Origin of the sequence: Arthrobacter sp. SLBN-112 (assembly GCF_030944625.1) — a bacterium.
Taxonomy (GTDB): domain Bacteria; phylum Actinomycetota; class Actinomycetes; order Actinomycetales; family Micrococcaceae; genus Arthrobacter.
The window spans coordinates 1,560,818-1,575,950 of sequence record NZ_JAUSXY010000001.1 but is presented as its reverse complement, the minus strand read 5'-3'; the positions used below and the strand labels follow the sequence as shown (position 1 = coordinate 1,575,950).

13 protein-coding genes are annotated in these 15,133 nt (G+C 65.4%); 10 read left to right on the top strand and 3 right to left on the bottom strand.

The genetic code is table 11. From position 1 onward, the window contains the following. The first annotated feature begins 185 nt into the window (after positions 1 to 185). The 4 genes from QF050_RS07390 (at position 186) to QF050_RS07375 (ending at position 4,317) form a co-directional block, all read left to right on the top strand. Positions 186 to 1,496, top strand: coding sequence for an ABC transporter substrate-binding protein (locus QF050_RS07390; protein ID WP_308929854.1), 1,311 nt, complete (start codon positions 186 to 188; stop codon positions 1,494 to 1,496). Positions 1,497 to 1,584: 88 nt separating this feature from the next. Further along, complete coding sequence (locus QF050_RS07385) at positions 1,585 to 2,559, top strand: sugar ABC transporter permease (RefSeq protein ID WP_308929853.1); 975 nt, start codon at positions 1,585 to 1,587, stop codon at positions 2,557 to 2,559. Continuing rightward, positions 2,556 to 3,470 carry a carbohydrate ABC transporter permease gene (locus QF050_RS07380; RefSeq protein ID WP_308929852.1) on the top strand — a complete coding sequence of 305 codons (915 nt, stop codon included), beginning with the start codon at positions 2,556 to 2,558 and terminating at the stop codon, positions 3,468 to 3,470. Before QF050_RS07385 ends, QF050_RS07380 begins: the two co-directional genes overlap by 4 nt. A gap of 55 nt (positions 3,471 to 3,525) precedes the next feature. Continuing rightward, entirely contained in the window at positions 3,526 to 4,317 is a 792-nt protein-coding gene (locus QF050_RS07375) for a DeoR/GlpR family DNA-binding transcription regulator (RefSeq protein ID WP_018761849.1), read from the top strand. A gap of 3 nt (positions 4,318 to 4,320) precedes the next feature. On the opposite strand, the gene QF050_RS07370 is transcribed toward QF050_RS07375, so the two are convergent. Both QF050_RS07370 and QF050_RS07365 read right to left on the bottom strand, forming a co-directional pair. Further along, on the bottom strand, positions 4,321 to 5,349 hold the full coding sequence (locus tag QF050_RS07370; RefSeq protein WP_374121509.1) for a LacI family DNA-binding transcriptional regulator: 1,029 nt from the start codon (positions 5,347 to 5,349) through the stop codon (positions 4,321 to 4,323). Between the two features lie 5 nt (positions 5,350 to 5,354). Next, a complete protein-coding gene (locus QF050_RS07365) occupies positions 5,355 to 6,557 on the bottom strand; it encodes a Gfo/Idh/MocA family oxidoreductase (protein ID WP_308929850.1) in 1,203 nt (400 codons plus the stop codon). A gap of 182 nt (positions 6,558 to 6,739) precedes the next feature. Between QF050_RS07365 and QF050_RS07360 the strand changes: the two genes are divergently transcribed. The 5 genes from QF050_RS07360 (at position 6,740) to aroQ (ending at position 13,013) form a co-directional block, all read left to right on the top strand. Then, entirely contained in the window at positions 6,740 to 7,672 is a 933-nt protein-coding gene (locus tag QF050_RS07360; protein ID WP_308929849.1) for a sugar ABC transporter permease, read from the top strand. Positions 7,673 to 7,682: 10 nt separating this feature from the next. After that, the gene (locus QF050_RS07355) at positions 7,683 to 8,606 is read left to right on the top strand and encodes a carbohydrate ABC transporter permease (protein WP_308929848.1); all 924 of its coding nucleotides are present in this window, start codon (positions 7,683 to 7,685) and stop codon (positions 8,604 to 8,606) included. Between the two features lie 84 nt (positions 8,607 to 8,690). After that, positions 8,691 to 10,031, top strand: a complete 1,341-nt coding sequence (locus QF050_RS07350) for a sugar ABC transporter substrate-binding protein (RefSeq protein WP_308929847.1) — start codon at positions 8,691 to 8,693, stop codon at positions 10,029 to 10,031. A gap of 150 nt (positions 10,032 to 10,181) precedes the next feature. Further along, positions 10,182 to 12,371, top strand: a complete 2,190-nt coding sequence (locus QF050_RS07345) for an alpha-galactosidase (protein ID WP_308929846.1) — start codon at positions 10,182 to 10,184, stop codon at positions 12,369 to 12,371. 177 nt (positions 12,372 to 12,548) lie between these two features. After that, positions 12,549 to 13,013 (top strand): type II 3-dehydroquinate dehydratase, encoded by a 465-nt coding sequence (aroQ, locus tag QF050_RS07340; protein WP_308929845.1) that lies wholly within the window; start codon positions 12,549 to 12,551, stop codon positions 13,011 to 13,013. Between the two features lie 10 nt (positions 13,014 to 13,023). On the opposite strand, the gene QF050_RS07335 is transcribed toward aroQ, so the two are convergent. Continuing rightward, entirely contained in the window at positions 13,024 to 14,208 is a 1,185-nt protein-coding gene (locus tag QF050_RS07335) for a MarP family serine protease (protein WP_308929844.1), read from the bottom strand. A gap of 196 nt (positions 14,209 to 14,404) precedes the next feature. Here QF050_RS07335 and QF050_RS07330 point away from each other — a divergent pair, with 196 nt between their 5' ends. After that, positions 14,405 to 15,082 carry a Crp/Fnr family transcriptional regulator gene (locus QF050_RS07330; RefSeq protein WP_011775987.1) on the top strand — a complete coding sequence of 226 codons (678 nt, stop codon included), beginning with the start codon at positions 14,405 to 14,407 and terminating at the stop codon, positions 15,080 to 15,082. Positions 15,083 to 15,133: the final 51 nt, after the last annotated feature.

Genomic DNA, 15,133 nt, shown 5'->3' with positions numbered 1-15,133 from the left:
TTCAACCGCCGAATGGCCCCGTATCTCCCGTCATCACGGGGAATACGGGGTCATTCCCGTTTGTGACGATTCAAAAAAATCAACACGCAAAATGTTATTTAGCGTTCTTCCCTGTTCGCTTTTGCGAGGTTATAGTCAACATATGTGAGGTGCCTCACACGCGGCTATTTTTCAAGGGAGAGAACATGGCTTCACAGTTTGATGCGTCTGCCAACGCATTTCCGAGCAGGCGGACCATCCTCAAGACGGTCGGCGTAGGAGCGGTTGGCCTGGCCGGCATCCCGTTCCTCGCGGCCTGCACCGGCGGCAGCGCACCGTCGGCAACGGGGTCGGAATCCTCCGGCCTCACCTTCGGTTCCGGGGCCTCGGACGACGTGCCCAAGCGCGCCTACCAGGCCGTTACGGACGCTTTCACCGCCAAGACAGGCAAGACCGTCACCACCAACGTGGTACCCCACAACGATTTCCAGAACAAGATCAACTCCTACCTCCAAGGCTCCCCCGACGATACGTTCACCTGGTTCGCCGGATACCGGATGCAGTACTACGCGGGCAAGGGACTGCTGGCACCTATTGACGACGTCTGGCAGACAGTGGGCGCCAACTATTCGGATGCGCTGAAGAAGGCGTCCACCGGTCCTGACGGGAAGATGTACTTCATTCCCAACTACAACTACCCGTGGGGGTTCTTCTACCGGAAGAGCCTTTGGACGGAAAAGGGCTACCAGGTCCCCGCAACGTTCGATGACCTCAAGGCCCTGGCCACGAAGATGAAGGCTGACGGCCTGATTCCCATCGGTTTTGCCGACAAGGACGGCTGGCCGGCCATGGGCACGTTCGACTACATCAACATGCGGCTCAACGGCTACCAGTTCCACGTGGACCTCTGCGCCCACAAGGAGTCTTGGGACCAGCAGAAAGTCAGCGCCGTCTTCGACACCTGGAAGGCACTCCTGCCCTTCCAGGACCCGGCAGCCCTGGGCCAGACCTGGCAGGACGCCGCGAAGGCCCTGGAGGCGAAGAAGACTGGAATGTACCTGCTTGGTTCGTTCGTCACCCAACAGTTCACCGACCCCACCGTCCTGGCCGACATCGACTTCTTCGCCTTCCCCGAGATCGCCATGGAGGGCAGGGACTCGGTAGAAGCCCCCATCGACGGACTGCTGCTGTCCAAGAAGGGCGGAGACAACAAGGCCGCCCGCGACTTCCTGGCGTTCCTCGGCACACCGGAGGCGCAGAATGCCTACGCCAAGGTGGACTCATCAAACATCGCCACCGCCAAGGGCGCGGACACCTCGTCGTTCACGCCCCTGAACAAGAAATGCGCTGACACCATCGCGGGCGCGAAGAACATCAGCCAGTTCTTTGACCGCGATGCGCTGCCGGCCATGGCGAACAACGTGATGATTCCGGCGCTGCAGACCTTCATCAAGGACGGCACCATGGACGTCAAGAACCTTGAGGCCCAGGCCAAGACCCTGTACGCAGCACAGTAGCTCCGCCCAAGGAACGACGACGGCGGCACTTGGCGTGCGCCGTCGTCGTTCCCCTCCTGCATCCGGACCAAGCAAGGGGAAGAATCCCATGAGCAGCACCGCACAAGAATTGATCCCGCCGGAGTCCAGGGACCCGGCCGGCGCGCCCTCGAAGAGGCGGCCCGGACGTGGCCGGGTACGCCGCCTGTCCAGCCGGGACAAGCTGGTCCTGGCCCTCATGGTGGGGATCCCCACCCTGATAGAACTGATGCTGGTCTGGCTGCCCATGCTGATGTCCGTCGGGCTGAGCTTCAGCCGCTGGAATGGCCTGGACCTGGCTGACCTCCGCCCGGCCGGCACCGACAACTACCAGTTCATCACGCAGGACTACCCGCCATTCTGGCCCGCGGTACAGCACAACATGCTGTGGCTGTTGTTCCTCGCCCTCATCGCCACCCCGCTGGGCCTGCTCCTTGCCGTACTCCTGGACCAGAACATCCGCGGCAGCAAGATCTACCAAAGCATCTTCTTCGCCCCCGTCATGCTGTCCCTCGCCCTGATCGGCATCATCTGGCAGCTGTTCTACCAGCGTGACAATGGCCTGCTGAACTTCATCCTGGGAACGGCCGGGACGCCGCAGGCAGTGGACTGGTTCGGCGATTCGTCCATCAACATCTGGGCTGCCATGATCGCTGCCACCTGGCGCCATGCCGGCTACGTCATGCTGCTCTACCTGGCCGGCCTCAAGGGCGTGGACCCCAGCCTGAAGGAAGCGGCCGCCATCGACGGCGCCTCCGCGACGCAGACCTTCTTCCGGGTGGTCTTCCCGGCCATGCGGCCGATCAACATCGTCATCGTAGTCATCACCATCATCGAGTCCCTGCGCGCGTTCGACGTTGTCTACGTGATCAACCGCGGCACCAACGGCCTGGAGATGCTCAGCGCACTGGTCATCCAGAACCTCGTGGGCGAAGGCCAGGTGATCGGCGTCGGCTCCGCGCTGGCCGTGGTGCTCCTGGTGATTTCCCTTGTCCCCATCGTTTTCTACCTCAGCCGCACCTTTGGCAAGGAGAACAGAGCATGAGCAATGTTGCAGCCCGCCCCCGGCAGGTTTCCGCAGACGCCGGAACCCGGTCCGGGAGCCGCCCCAAGCGGCACTACGGAACCCACATCTTCCTCACCATCATGGCCATCGTGTGGCTGGTACCGCTCGGCTGGTCCGTTTTCACCGCGCTCAGGCCGGTGGCCTCCACCAACCAGTACGGGTACTTCAGCCTGGCCGGCGCGTTCAACTTCGACAACTTCATCCAGGCCTGGACCCAAGGCGGGTTTTCCACGTACTTCTGGAATTCGGTGATCATCACCGTCCCGGCCGTGCTGCTGACGCTGCTCCTGGCCTCACTCATGGCCTTCGCAGTGAGCCGGGTCAACTGGAAGTTCAACATCACGCTGCTCATCATGTTTACGGCGGGCAACCTCCTTCCACCGCAGGTCCTCGCCGCGCCCCTGTTCGAGATGGCCAAGCACCTCACGGTGCCCTACTCGTTCAGCGATTCCGGGAACATGCTCAACACCTACATCATCGTGATCGCGGTGGACACGGCCTTCCAGATGGGGTTCTGCACCTTCGTGCTGTCCAACTACATGAAAGCGCTGTCCGCAGACCTGACCGAAGCAGCCCTGGTGGACGGGGCGGGCATCTGGCGGCAATACCGGGAAATCATCCTGCCGCTGTGCCGGCCGGCGTTCGCCGCCTTGGGCACGCTGGAAGTCATCTTCATCTACAACGACTACTTCTGGCCCCTGCTCTTCATCCAGAGCGGCAACCGGCTCCCCATCACCACCGCCATCAACAACCTCCAGGGACAGTTCCTGAACAACTACAACCTCCTGGCGGCGGGTGCCGTCATCACCGTCATCCCCACCCTGATCATCTACCTGCTCCTGCAGCGCCAGTTTGTGGCGGGGCTGACTCTTGGTTCCAGCAAGGGGTAGGCAAAGATGGAACCTGAACGGGACACTCCTCCCTTAGCCGCCCGAAAGGAACTCCATGCTCCCCGCAGCACGTCACCAGGCCATCGTGGACGCCGTCCAGCGGGAAAGGGTGGTCCGTGTGTCGGACCTCGCCCACCAGCTGGGTGTCTCGCTCATGACGGTCCGGCGGGACATTGAGCTGCTGGAGGAGGGCGGCCGGGTGGAGCGGATCCACGGCGGCGCCAAGCTCCCCGGCGGGGCAACCACCCATGAGCCCGGCTTTGAACTGAAGTCAACCCAACTGCCGGCCGAGAAGCGCGCCATCGCCGCCGAGGCAGCGAGGATGGTGCATGAAGGCATGGCGGTGGGCCTCAGCGCAGGAACCACCACCTGGGCGTTGGCCCAGGAGCTGGCCAAGGGTCCCCGGATCACGGTGGTGACCAATTCCGTGCGCATCGCGGACCTGTTCCACCACGGGGCGGCGTCCGGGGCTGCCCGCTATGGTTCCACCGTGATCCTGATCGGCGGCGAACGCACGCCGTCGGACGCCCTGGTGGGGCCAATCGCCACCGCGGCGCTGAAGCAGCTGCACCTGGACCTGCTGTTCCTGGGAGTGCACGGCATGGATCCCGAAGCCGGGTTCACCACCCCCAACTTGTTGGAGGCGGAGACTGACCGCGCATTCGTGGCGGCATCCCGCAAGCTGGTGGTGGTGGCGGACCACACCAAATGGGGCACGCAGGGCATGAGCACCATCGCCGCGCTCGAGGAAGCGGACGAGGTCATCAGCGATGCCGGCCTCAGCGCGGATGCCCGCCGGATCCTGCAGGAGAGCGTCAGCCGGCTGCGGATCGCAGCCCCGGCCTGAGTCCTACGGGCAGCCGCAGGACTGGCGGACGTGCAGCGTGGTGGGGAAGATCCGGTGCCGCGGCTTTTCGCCTCGACCGGCTCCCACCAGCGCCCCGACGGCGGCTTCCGCCATGGCGACCACCGGCTGCTCCACGGTGGTCAGCGGAGGCCAGGAGTATTCCGAGTCCGCTGATCCGTCAAAGGACGCGACTGCGATATCGCCCGGCACCGAAAGGCCCGCCTCGTGGATGGCGCGGAGTAGTCCGATGCCCTGCATGTCGGAGGTTGCAAAGACAGCCGTGGGACGGTTCACCGATGCCAGCAGGCGCTGCCCGGCGGCGTAACCGCCGGGCCTGGTGAAGGCGCTGTAGGCGATGGGCCCCTCCGGCAGGCCCGCCTCCTGGAGCGCCTCGCGCCAGCCCAACTCGCGGCCATCGGTGGAGCCGGAGACGTTGGTGCCCATCGCCAGCCCGATATTGGTGTGCCCGTGGCCGATGAGGTGCTCCACCGCGATCCTGGCTCCCGTTGCCAGATCCACGCCAACACTGTTGAAGCCGGGCGCATCGCGTTCCTGGTTCAACAGCACCGCTGGAATGTCTGCCGTCTCCAGGACCTCCAGGTCCGGTTCGAACAGGACGCTGGCGAGCAGCACCCCGTCCACCTGCCGGGCTGCGAGGTTGCGGACGTTCCGGCGCTCCTTGGCAAGGTTCCCGTCCGAGTTGCTCAGGACCAGGGCGTAGCCAAGGGCGGCGGCCGCGTCCTCCACTGCGTGGGAGAACAGTGAGAAGAAGGGGTTGGAGATGTCCGGGACAATGAGCCCCAGCGTCTCGCTTGACCCCAGCTTGAGCGCCCGGGCAGCGGCGTTGGGCCGGTAGCCGAGCACGCGGATGGCGTCCTGGACTTTAGCTTCGGTGGCAGGGGCCACCTTCTTGGGACCTCCGTTGACCACATAGCTGACGACGGCGGTGCTGACGCCCGCGAAGCGGGCAACATCCTTGCGCGTCACCGGCCCGCGCGGGGACGGCACAGCCGAAGTGGTCATGGAGTACATGCTAGCTACCAGGTGGCGGGCGCGTCGCCGAAGTCACGGATGGGCAGCCGCGCGCCGTTTTGCTGTGCCGATTCGTGGGCCACGATCCCGGGAAGCGTGAACCGGGCTGCAACCCAGGCATTGACGGGCGGCAGCGTGCGGTTGTTCACCGCGGTGACGAAGTCGTCCACCAGGAAATGGTGGCTGCCTTCATGCCCGTTGGGTGCGCCGTGGAACTCCGCGGGCAGCCGCGCTGCGTCGTGCACCGGGGCGAGTCCTGACACGAAGGCGTCCCGGAGTTCGGGGGCGACGTTGGCCAGCGACGGATCGTCCAGGGGAATGCTGGGCCGGGTTTCCATCTGTTCGGAGATGTCGTGGACGTCCTGCTTGTCCTGCCACACCGTGACCTTGGCGAGTTGTTCAAAGCTGGCCTCGGTACCGAAGAACCGGAACCGGGATTCGCGGATGTGGGACGGGTAGCCCACCCGCCGCATTTCGTTGGTGCGCATGGCGCCGCCGTCGTTCAGTTCGAAGAGCGCGGTGGCGTTGGAAAGGTCGTTGCCGAACATGCTGACGTCCTTGTCGAAGACGCCGTCGCTCCGCTGGTCCCTGACCCCGACGCAGCTGACGCTGACGGCGTGTGCCGGAAGGGCCCCGAGCACGCCGCCAATCGCGTGCGTGGGGTAGAGCATGGGCGGGTAGCTGGCGGTCTCTTTCCACCGCTCGCCGCCGCTGTACTGGTAGGCGTCGTAGAACCCCAGGTCCATGTCATGGACGTAATCACCCTCGGAGTAGAAGACCCTGCCGAATTTGCCGGCAGCGTGCTGCTCCCGGGCATAGACCGTGGCGGGATTGTAGTAGCTGGTCTCGCCCATCATGTAGACGTTTCCGGTCTCCCGGACGGCGTCGATGATGCGGGCGATTTCAGCCTCCGAGACGGCCATGGGAACAGCGGAGTAGACGTGCTTGCCGGCGCGGAGCGCCCGTTCCACCAGGGGGCCGTGGGTCCAGCGCTGGGTGAAGATGGCAACGGCGTCGACGTCGGAGGCCAGCAGGGCGTCGAAGTCCGGTTCCTGCCCCGCCAGGTTGTACCGTTCGACGGCCTCGGCCGCCCGCTCGGGGCGCTCATCGGCCACGTAGACGGCGTGGACACCGGGGTGCAGGTTGAACAGGTGCGCGAACTGGGAGCCGAACTGGCCCGCGCCCACGATGCCGATCGAGAACGTCATTGTCATGCCTTTCGTCAGGAGGATACCTGAGTCTTGCATCCGTTTCTACTCGAGTCAATATCTCACAAATGGATGAAAAGCTTGCGAATCAAGCAGAAATTAACCTCTTGCACCCCTCTTATCTACTCGTGTAGATTGTTCCGCAGCTTGTTACTTCCATCACAATCAGGAAAGGGTCGACGATGACCACCCTTACCAGGAACGCCAGCCCGGCAGAGCACGCAGTGCGCCGGCCACTGAAGCGCCGGGGACAAAGTGACCTGAAGATCGCACTGTTCTTCATCGCTCCCGCAATGATCGGATTTATCGTCTTCTACCTGGTGCCAACGCTTCGCGGCATCTACCTCAGCTTCACCGAATACAGCATCCTCGGGGACCCGACGTGGATCGGCACCGCCAACTACGAGGCAATCGCCAAGGACCCCCTGTTCTGGAACGCCCTGGCGGTCACCTCGCAGTACGTCCTGATCAACATCGTCCTGCAGACGGCACTCGCCCTGGGGCTGGCCCTGCTGATGCACCGGGTGGCCAAGTCAACCTGGATCCGCGGCGCACTCCTGCTGCCGTACCTGATGGCCAACGTGATCGCCGCCCTCCTGTGGTTCTGGCTGCTGGACTACCAGATCGGCATCGTCAACTACTTCATCGAGTCCATCGGCCTGCCCAAGGTGGCATTTTTCGGCAGCGAAGAATGGGCCATCCCCACCCAGGCGCTCATCAACACGTGGCGGCACATGGGATACACCGCGCTCCTGCTCTTCGCCGGCCTGCAGTCCATCCCCCACCACGTCTACGAGGTGGCCAACCTGGACGGCGCCTCCCCCTGGCAGACCTTCCGCAAAATCACCGTGCCGCTCCTGCGTCCCGTGCTGGTCCTGGTCCTGATCGTCACCGTCATCGGCTCATTCCAGGTGTTCGACACCGTGGCCGTGACCACCCTTGGCGGCCCGGTAAACGCCAGCCGGGTTCTGCAGTTCTACATCTACCAAAAGGCCTTCACGGAATCGGACTTCGGATATGGCTCCGCACTGGCAGTCATCCTCTTCGTCATCCTCGCCCTGGTGGCCTTCATCCAGATGAAGTTCCTCAAGGGCAACGAATCGGACCTGGACTAAGGACACTTCCATGACCACCGCAAAAGTTCCCGCCCCTGCCCGCGCCGCCGCCCGCCGTCGTCCGTTCAACTGGCGCCGTGCCGGCGCCTGGGCCCTCGTCGTCCTCGCCGTCGCCGTCTCAGTCCTCCCGTTCTACTGGATCCTGCGGACGGCGCTGTCCACCAACGGATCCCTTGCCGGGAACGCCACCAACCTGCTCCCGGCAGACTTCAACCTGGGCGCCTTTAAGCGCGTCTTCGGCCTGCAGTCACCGGAGGAAGCCGTCGCCGAGGGCGGCTCCGGCGCCCAGATCGACTTCTGGATCTACCTCCGCAACTCCGCACTCTTCGCCACCATCACCACCATCGGGGCCGTGTTCTTCAGCGCCATGGCAGCCTACGCGTTCGCCCGGCTGCGGTGGCGGGGACGGAACCTGGTGTTCAGCCTGTTCCTGGCCACCATGATGGTGCCGCCGATCTTCACCGCACTGCCCAACTTCCTGCTCATCAAGAACCTGGGCCTGCTCAACACCCTGGCGGGCCTGGTGCTCCCCTACATCTTCATGACGCCGTTCGCCATCTTCTTCCTCCGCCAGTTCTTCCTGAACATGTCCCGCGAGGTGGAGGAAGCGGCCATGCTCGACGGCGCCAAGCACGTCCGGATCTTCTTCCAGATCATCCTGCCCAACGCCGCAGCCCCCATCGCCACGCTTGCCCTGCTCACCTTCATCGGGCAGTGGAACGAGTACTTCTGGCCCTTGCTGGTGGGCCAGGAAGAATCCATCCGCGTCCTCACGGTAGGCCTGGGCGTCTTCAAATCCCAGTCTCCGCAGGGCGCGCCGGACTGGTCGGGGCTGATGGCAGCCACCCTGGTCTCGGCCCTGCCGGTCCTGATCCTGTTCGCCGTCTTCGGCAAGAAAATCGTCAACTCCATCGGCTTCTCCGGCATCAAGTAACACACCTTCCCGCGTAACCCACCCGTCCCATCCCCGGCGCCGGGCCATGGCGGCCTGCCCGGAAGCACTGTGAAAGGAACACCCATGAAAAAGAAAGCACTCACCTCCCTCGCCGCAGCGGCGGCCGCAGTCCTGGCACTCTCGGCCTGCGGAGGCGGCGGATCCGCCGAGGCCGGCAAGGGCGAAATCAACTACTGGCTGTGGGACGCCAACCAGCTCCCCGCGTACAAGCAGTGCGCCGACGACTTCCACAAGGCCAACCCGGATATCACCGTCACGGTCACCCAGCGCGGCTGGGACGACTACTGGGGCACCCTCACCAACGGCTTCGTGGCCGGCACCGCCCCGGACGTCTTCACGGACCACCTGGGCAAATACCCCGAATTCATCAAGAACAAGCAGCTGCTCGCCCTCGATGACGCCGTAAAGAAGGACAACATCGACACCAGCGCCTACAACTCCGGGCTCGCGGACCTCTGGGTGGGCCAGGACGGCAAGCGCTACGGCCTCCCCAAGGACTGGGACACCATCGCCCTGTTCTACAACACCAAGCTCGCCGCCGACGCCGGCGTCACCCCCGAACAGATGGCCAACCTGACCTGGAATCCACAGGACGGCGGCACGTACGAAAAGACGATCGCACACCTGACCGTGGACAAGAACGGCAAGCGCGGCGACGAGCCAGGCTTCGACAAGAACAACGTGGCCGTCTACGGGCTCGGCCTCAACGGCTCCGGCTCCGGCCAGGGCCAGACCGAGTGGAGCTACCTGACCGGCACCACCGGCTGGACGCACACGGACAAGAACCCGTGGGGCAAGCACTTCAACTACGACGACCCCAAGTTCCAGGAAAGCATCGACTGGTTCGCCGGGCTGGTGGACAAGGGATACATGCCGAAACTTGAAACCACGGTGGGCGCCAGCATGGCGGACACCTTTGCCGCCGGCAAGTCCGTGATCAACGCCAACGGTTCGTGGATGATCGGCCAGTACACCGGCTACAAGGACGTCAAGGTGGGGATCGCCCCGACGCCCACGGGAGTCGACGGCAAGCGCGCCAGCATGTACAACGGCCTGGCGGACTCCATCTACGCCGGCACCAAGAAGCCGGAGGCCGCCATCAAGTGGGTGGAATACCTGGGCTCGGCGGCATGCCAGGACGTGGTGGCTGCCAAGGCAATCGTCTTCCCGGCCATCAAGACCTCGGCGGACAAAGCTGTGGAAGCGTTCAAGGCCAAGGGCGTGGATGTGACCCCGTTCAGCCAGCAGGTCAAGGACGGGACCACTTTCCTGTACCCGATCGCGGACAATGCCGCCAAGGTTGACGGCATCATGAAGCCGGCCATGGACGCCGTGGTGTCCGGCAAGGCCAAGGCCAGCTCGCTGACCCAGGCCAACGACCAGGTCAACGCCCTGTTCAAGTAAGCCCCCGAGCGTGGCTGCGTATGTGGTCGCAGCCACCGGCCGGGCGCCGCCGTCCTCCTCCTCGCGGCGGCGGCTCCCGGCCACCCCTTCCCGGATTTCCCTCCTGTGCGTAACTTAAGACGCAACGCTGAACACTGAAAGAGACCTCCTATGGATCCCCTGTATCTCCGTTCCGCCGGCACCAGCCTGCTGATCAGCTTCGACAGCGGGGAGGCCGAGGTCATCCATTGGGGCGCCGACCTGGGCGCGGGGCTGCCGGACCTGGGCTTCCTGGCCGGACCCATCGGGCCCTCTTCGGTCGACGCCCGCGTACCCGCAAGCCTCCTCCCCCAGGCATCCTCCTCGTGGCGGGGCCGTCCGGCCCTGCGCGGGCACCGCATCACCGGCGACGGCTCCGGCTTCGACTTCTCGACCCGCCTCCGCGTCATGTCCGTCAGCGCTGAGGGCCGCACGGCCACGATTGGCCAGTCCGACGCCGACGCCGGCATCAGCGTCTCCACCTCCCTCACGCTCCACGACGGCGGCCTGCTGGAACTGCGCCACACCGTCACCAATGACGGCACCACCCCGTTCCAGGTGGACGAACTGGCCACCGTCCTCCCCGTGGCCCCGGACGCCGTCGAACTCCTGGACCTCACCGGCCGCTGGTGCCGGGAACGCCACCCGCAACGGCAACGCATCCAGCAGGGCACCTGGGTCCGCACCGGCCGGCACGGCCGCACCGGACACGACGCGTCATTGATCTTCGCCGCAGGCACCGAGGGCTTCGGCAACCGCCACGGCAAGGTGTGGGCGACGCACCTGGCCTGGAGCGGCAACCACGAACAGTTCGCGGACACCATTGGCGATGGCCGCACCGTGATCGGCGGCTCGGAGCTGCTGGGGCCGGCCGAGATCATCCTCGAACCGGGTGCCGGCTACACCACCCCGGCTTTCTTCGCCGCGTACTCGGACCGCGGCCTGGACGGCATCAGCGAGGCCTTCTACAGCTGGTTCCGTTCCCGGCCGCACCATGTGCTGCCCGCCGCCTCTACCGGACTGCCGGCCGGAAAGCCGCGCCCGGTGGTGCTGAACACCTGGGAGGCCGTCTATTTCGACCACAACCTGGACACGCTGATCGAGTTGGCTGATTCCGCGGCGGACCTTGGCGTGGAGCGCTTCGTGCTCGACGACGGCTGGTTCCGCGGGCGCCGCGACGATCACGCCGGACTGGGCGACTGGTACGTCGACGAGACCGTGTGGCCGGACGGCCTGACCCCACTGATCGACGCCGTGACCTCCCGTGGCATGGAGTTCGGCCTGTGGGTGGAGCCGGAAATGGTCAACCTGGATTCGGACGCGGCCCGCGCGCACCCGGACTGGATCGTGGGACCGTCCGCCGCGGCGCACAAGGACGGCGGCCGGCTGCCCCTTGAGTGGCGCAACCAGCATGTCATCGACCTGGTGAACCCGGAGGCCTGGCAGTACGTGTTCGACCGGATTTCCGCGCTCCTGTCCGGCAACAACATCAGCTACCTGAAATGGGACCAGAACCGGGACCTGCTGGAACACGGTCACGCCGGAGGCTCCTCCGTCCATGCGCAGACCCTGGCCGCGTACCGGCTGTTCGATGAACTCCGCAAAGCCCATCCCGGAGTCGAAATCGAGAGCTGCTCCTCCGGGGGCGCCCGCGTGGACCTGGGCATCCTGGAGCGGACCGACCGCATCTGGGCGTCCGACTGCAACGACGCACTGGAGCGGCAGACCATCCAGCGCTGGACCGGCCTCGTGGTGCCGCCCGAGCTGGTGGGCAGCCACATCGGCCCCACCGCCTCGCACACCACGGCCCGCACCCACGACCTCTCTTTCCGGGCCATCACCGCCCTCTTCGGCCACTTCGGGATGGAATGGGACGTCCGCGGCGTCCAGGGCACGGAGCGGGAAGAGCTTCGGCGCCTGGTGGGGTTGTACAAGGAGCACCGGGACCTGATCCACAGCGGCAGCCCGGTCCACGCGGACATCGCCGACGACACGTTCCAGCTTTACGGCGTACTCGATCCCACGCCCGTTGCAGGCACGACGGCGGCCCTGTTCGCGGTCGTGAGCATGCGCACCTCGGCGTCCGAGACGCCGGGCCGGATGGGCATTCCCGGGTTGGACGCGGAGCGCAGCTACCGGGTCGAAGCCGTCTTCCCCACACCGGTGGACGCCGACTACGCCCATACCTTCATGCAGGTCCAGCCCCCGGCCTGGCTTGCAGGCGGGGCGGTTGCCAACGGCCGGTTCCTCGCTGAAGTGGGGCTGCCCATGCCTATGTTGAACCCCGAGCACGCGTTGCTGCTCAAGGTCACGGCCCTCTAAACACCCATCGATTGCTCCCCACCGGCTCCCAGCCTTCGCAAGCTCAGGCCGGGGCCCTCGCCAGCGTGGGCCCCCACCTGTCGTTTAGACCGCCCAAAACGACAAGTACGGAGCAGTCGATGGGTTGGGGAATGTAAGAATGCGCGGCGGGCAGCGCCAACCGATAGATTTGCAGGCATGACTGAAGCCTCCTCCACCGTCGAAGCCGGCCGCGGCACCATCCTCGTTATCAACGGCCCCAATCTGAACTTGCTGGGCACGCGGGAGCCGGAGAAGTACGGCACGTCAACCCTTGCCGATGTGGAGCAGTTGGCAGCCTCCGCCGCTGCCAAGCACGGTTTCGCGGTGGAGTGCGTCCAGTCCAACCACGAAGGCGTCCTGCTGGACACCATCCACGCCGCCCGGCAGAACGCCGTCGGCATTGTCCTCAACGCCGGCGCCTTCACGCACACCTCCGTGGCGATCCGTGACGCCCTGGCGGCGGTGCAGCTGCCCGCCGTCGAGGTGCACATCACCAACGTGCACCAGCGGGAGGAATTCCGGCACCATTCTTACCTGTCGCCGGTGTGCGCAGCGGTGATCGTGGGCGCCGGCGTGTTCGGTTACAAGCTCGCCATCGACTACCTGGCCGAGGTCCTGTAGCCCGCAGCCCCTACTTCTGGATGCACTGCCCGGAGGAGACGGGTGTGGACAGGGCGGGCGCCTGCTGCGCCACCGGGTTCAGATCGCTCATGGTGATGGCGAATCCCACTTCCGCGTCCGAGGTTGCCTTGGCGAAGATCACGCCGGCCACCTGGCCGTCGGTGGTCAGCAGCGGGCCACCCGAGTTCCCCGGCTGCACATCCCCCGCAAGGCGGTAGATGTCTTCCGGCGACGGATTGTTTCCGTAGATGTCCGGCACCAGCACGGTGGCGATGTCCTGCACGGTGGCCGGTTTCGACTGGAACGGCCCGCCGTGGGGGTACCCGGCGAAGGCGGCCTGGCTGCCGCCGGGCAGGTCGCGGCTCAGCGGCAGCGGCTGGGACGGCAGGTTGTCCACCGCCAGGACTGCCAGGTCCCGCTTGGTGTCGAAGTAGACCACGCGCCCCGGCATCGCGGCGCCGTCGGGCATCTCCACGACCGGCTGCGACACGCCCGCCACCACATGCGCGTTGGTGACCACGCGGCCCTGGGACACCACGAATCCGGTGCCGGTCTGGTTCTGGCCGCATTCGTAGGCCGTGCCGGCAATCCTCAGGACTGACTGGGCGGCCTTGTTCAAGGCGGGAGTATTGGTACTGGCATTGGGCACCTGGACCGGCTGACCCTGGTCGAGGCCTTCGAACAACGTCGGTATTCCGTTGCCGATCACCGTCGAACGCAGCTCCGCCATGGTCGTCTTGACCGGGGTGGGGGTGAGGCCGTCGATGAACCGGATCACCTTGGATTCGGCCAACTGCTGCGACACGACGGGCACGCCGAGGGAGCTGACACTGAAGGCCAGCATGGACATCACCAGCGCGGACACCACCAGGTTCAGCGCACCGCCCACCAGCCGGTCCACGACGCGTAGTGGCCGGATCCGCATGGCGCCGCGGATTTGCCGGCCCACCATGGTGCCTAGCCCATGTCCCAGGGCCATAAGCACGACGGCGGCGGCGATGATGGCGGTCAGCCTCCACCCGGAGTCCGCAACGAAGGTGCTGACCAGGGGAACGGCAAAGAACGCCGCGACGGCGCCGGCCGCGAAACCGGCCAGGCCGCCGACGGTGACCAGGAACCCATTGCGAAGGCCGTAAATCAGGTACGACAGCAACGCCAGGATCAGGACGAGGTCCAGGACAGTCAAGCCGACCACAAAGGCTCCTTATTAAACAGTTGAATCCCCATTCTAGTAGCGGACACTGACAAACTTCTGTGGGGTTCAACGCCCACCGGCGGACCCGGATCCGGGTGTTGCGGGGCGTTTCGGCTGCCAAGTTCGTCACAGAACCTTGAAAATTCTGAAACAATGGCACAAGCGCCACAGCCGATACTTTTACTCAGGAGATTTCATGGACATCGAGGTACTGCGCCGAGCACCCCTTTTCGCCACGCTAGACGACGACGCATTCCGTCTGCTGACGGACGAGCTCACCGAGGTGGACCTTTCCCGCGGCGCATCCGTGTTCCGCGAGGGTGACCAGGGCGACCAGCTCTACTTCATCGTCTCCGGCAAGGTGAAGCTCGGCCGCACCTCCCCCGATGGCCGCGAATCCCTCCTCGCCATCCTCGGCCCGGGCGAACTCTTCGGCGAAATGGCCCTGTTCGATCCCAGCCCCCGCACCGCCACCGCCACGGCCGTCTCCGAAACCCGGCTTGCCGGGCTGAAGAACGAGAGCCTGAACGCCCTGCTGCGCACCCGCCCCGAGGTCTCCGCCCAGCTGCTGCAGGCCCTGGCCCGCCGCCTGCGCCGCACCAACGACTCCCTCTCCGACCTGGTCTTCTCCGATGTTCCGGGCCGCGTGGCCAAGGCCCTGCTGGACCTCGCGGACCGCTTCGGCCGGCCGGCAACCGACGGCGTCCTGGTGGCCCACGAGCTGACGCAGGAGGAACTGGCCCAGCTGGTGGGCGCTTCCCGCGAGACGGTCAACAAGGCCCTCGCCGAGTTCGTCCAGCGTGGTTGGCTCCGCCTCGAAGCCCGTGCCGTGGTCATCCTGGACATGCAGCGCCTGCGTCAGCGTTCCCGCTAGGACACACGAAAAAGGCCGCCCCGAGGGGCGGCCTTTTTCGTGCCCGGAAGC

What these genes read in the sequence shown, in the direction of transcription:
- QF050_RS07345 (WP_308929846.1), top strand. Translation starts at nt 10,182, where the DNA reads ATGGATCCCCTGTATCTCCGTTCCGCCGGCACCAGCCTGCTGATCAGC.
- QF050_RS07385 (WP_308929853.1), top strand. Translation starts at nt 1,585, where the DNA reads ATGAGCAGCACCGCACAAGAATTGATCCCGCCGGAGTCCAGGGACCCG.
- QF050_RS07365 (WP_308929850.1), bottom strand. Translation starts at nt 6,557, where the DNA reads ATGACGTTCTCGATCGGCATCGTGGGCGCGGGCCAGTTCGGCTCCCAG.
- QF050_RS07330 (WP_011775987.1), top strand. Translation starts at nt 14,405, where the DNA reads ATGGACATCGAGGTACTGCGCCGAGCACCCCTTTTCGCCACGCTAGAC.
- QF050_RS07380 (WP_308929852.1), top strand. Translation starts at nt 2,556, where the DNA reads ATGAGCAATGTTGCAGCCCGCCCCCGGCAGGTTTCCGCAGACGCCGGA.
- QF050_RS07355 (WP_308929848.1), top strand. Translation starts at nt 7,683, where the DNA reads ATGACCACCGCAAAAGTTCCCGCCCCTGCCCGCGCCGCCGCCCGCCGT.
- QF050_RS07390 (WP_308929854.1), top strand. Translation starts at nt 186, where the DNA reads ATGGCTTCACAGTTTGATGCGTCTGCCAACGCATTTCCGAGCAGGCGG.
- QF050_RS07360 (WP_308929849.1), top strand. Translation starts at nt 6,740, where the DNA reads ATGACCACCCTTACCAGGAACGCCAGCCCGGCAGAGCACGCAGTGCGC.
- QF050_RS07370 (WP_374121509.1), bottom strand. Translation starts at nt 5,349, where the DNA reads ATGTACTCCATGACCACTTCGGCTGTGCCGTCCCCGCGCGGGCCGGTG.
- QF050_RS07350 (WP_308929847.1), top strand. Translation starts at nt 8,691, where the DNA reads ATGAAAAAGAAAGCACTCACCTCCCTCGCCGCAGCGGCGGCCGCAGTC.
- QF050_RS07375 (WP_018761849.1), top strand. Translation starts at nt 3,526, where the DNA reads ATGCTCCCCGCAGCACGTCACCAGGCCATCGTGGACGCCGTCCAGCGG.
- aroQ (WP_308929845.1), top strand. Translation starts at nt 12,549, where the DNA reads ATGACTGAAGCCTCCTCCACCGTCGAAGCCGGCCGCGGCACCATCCTC.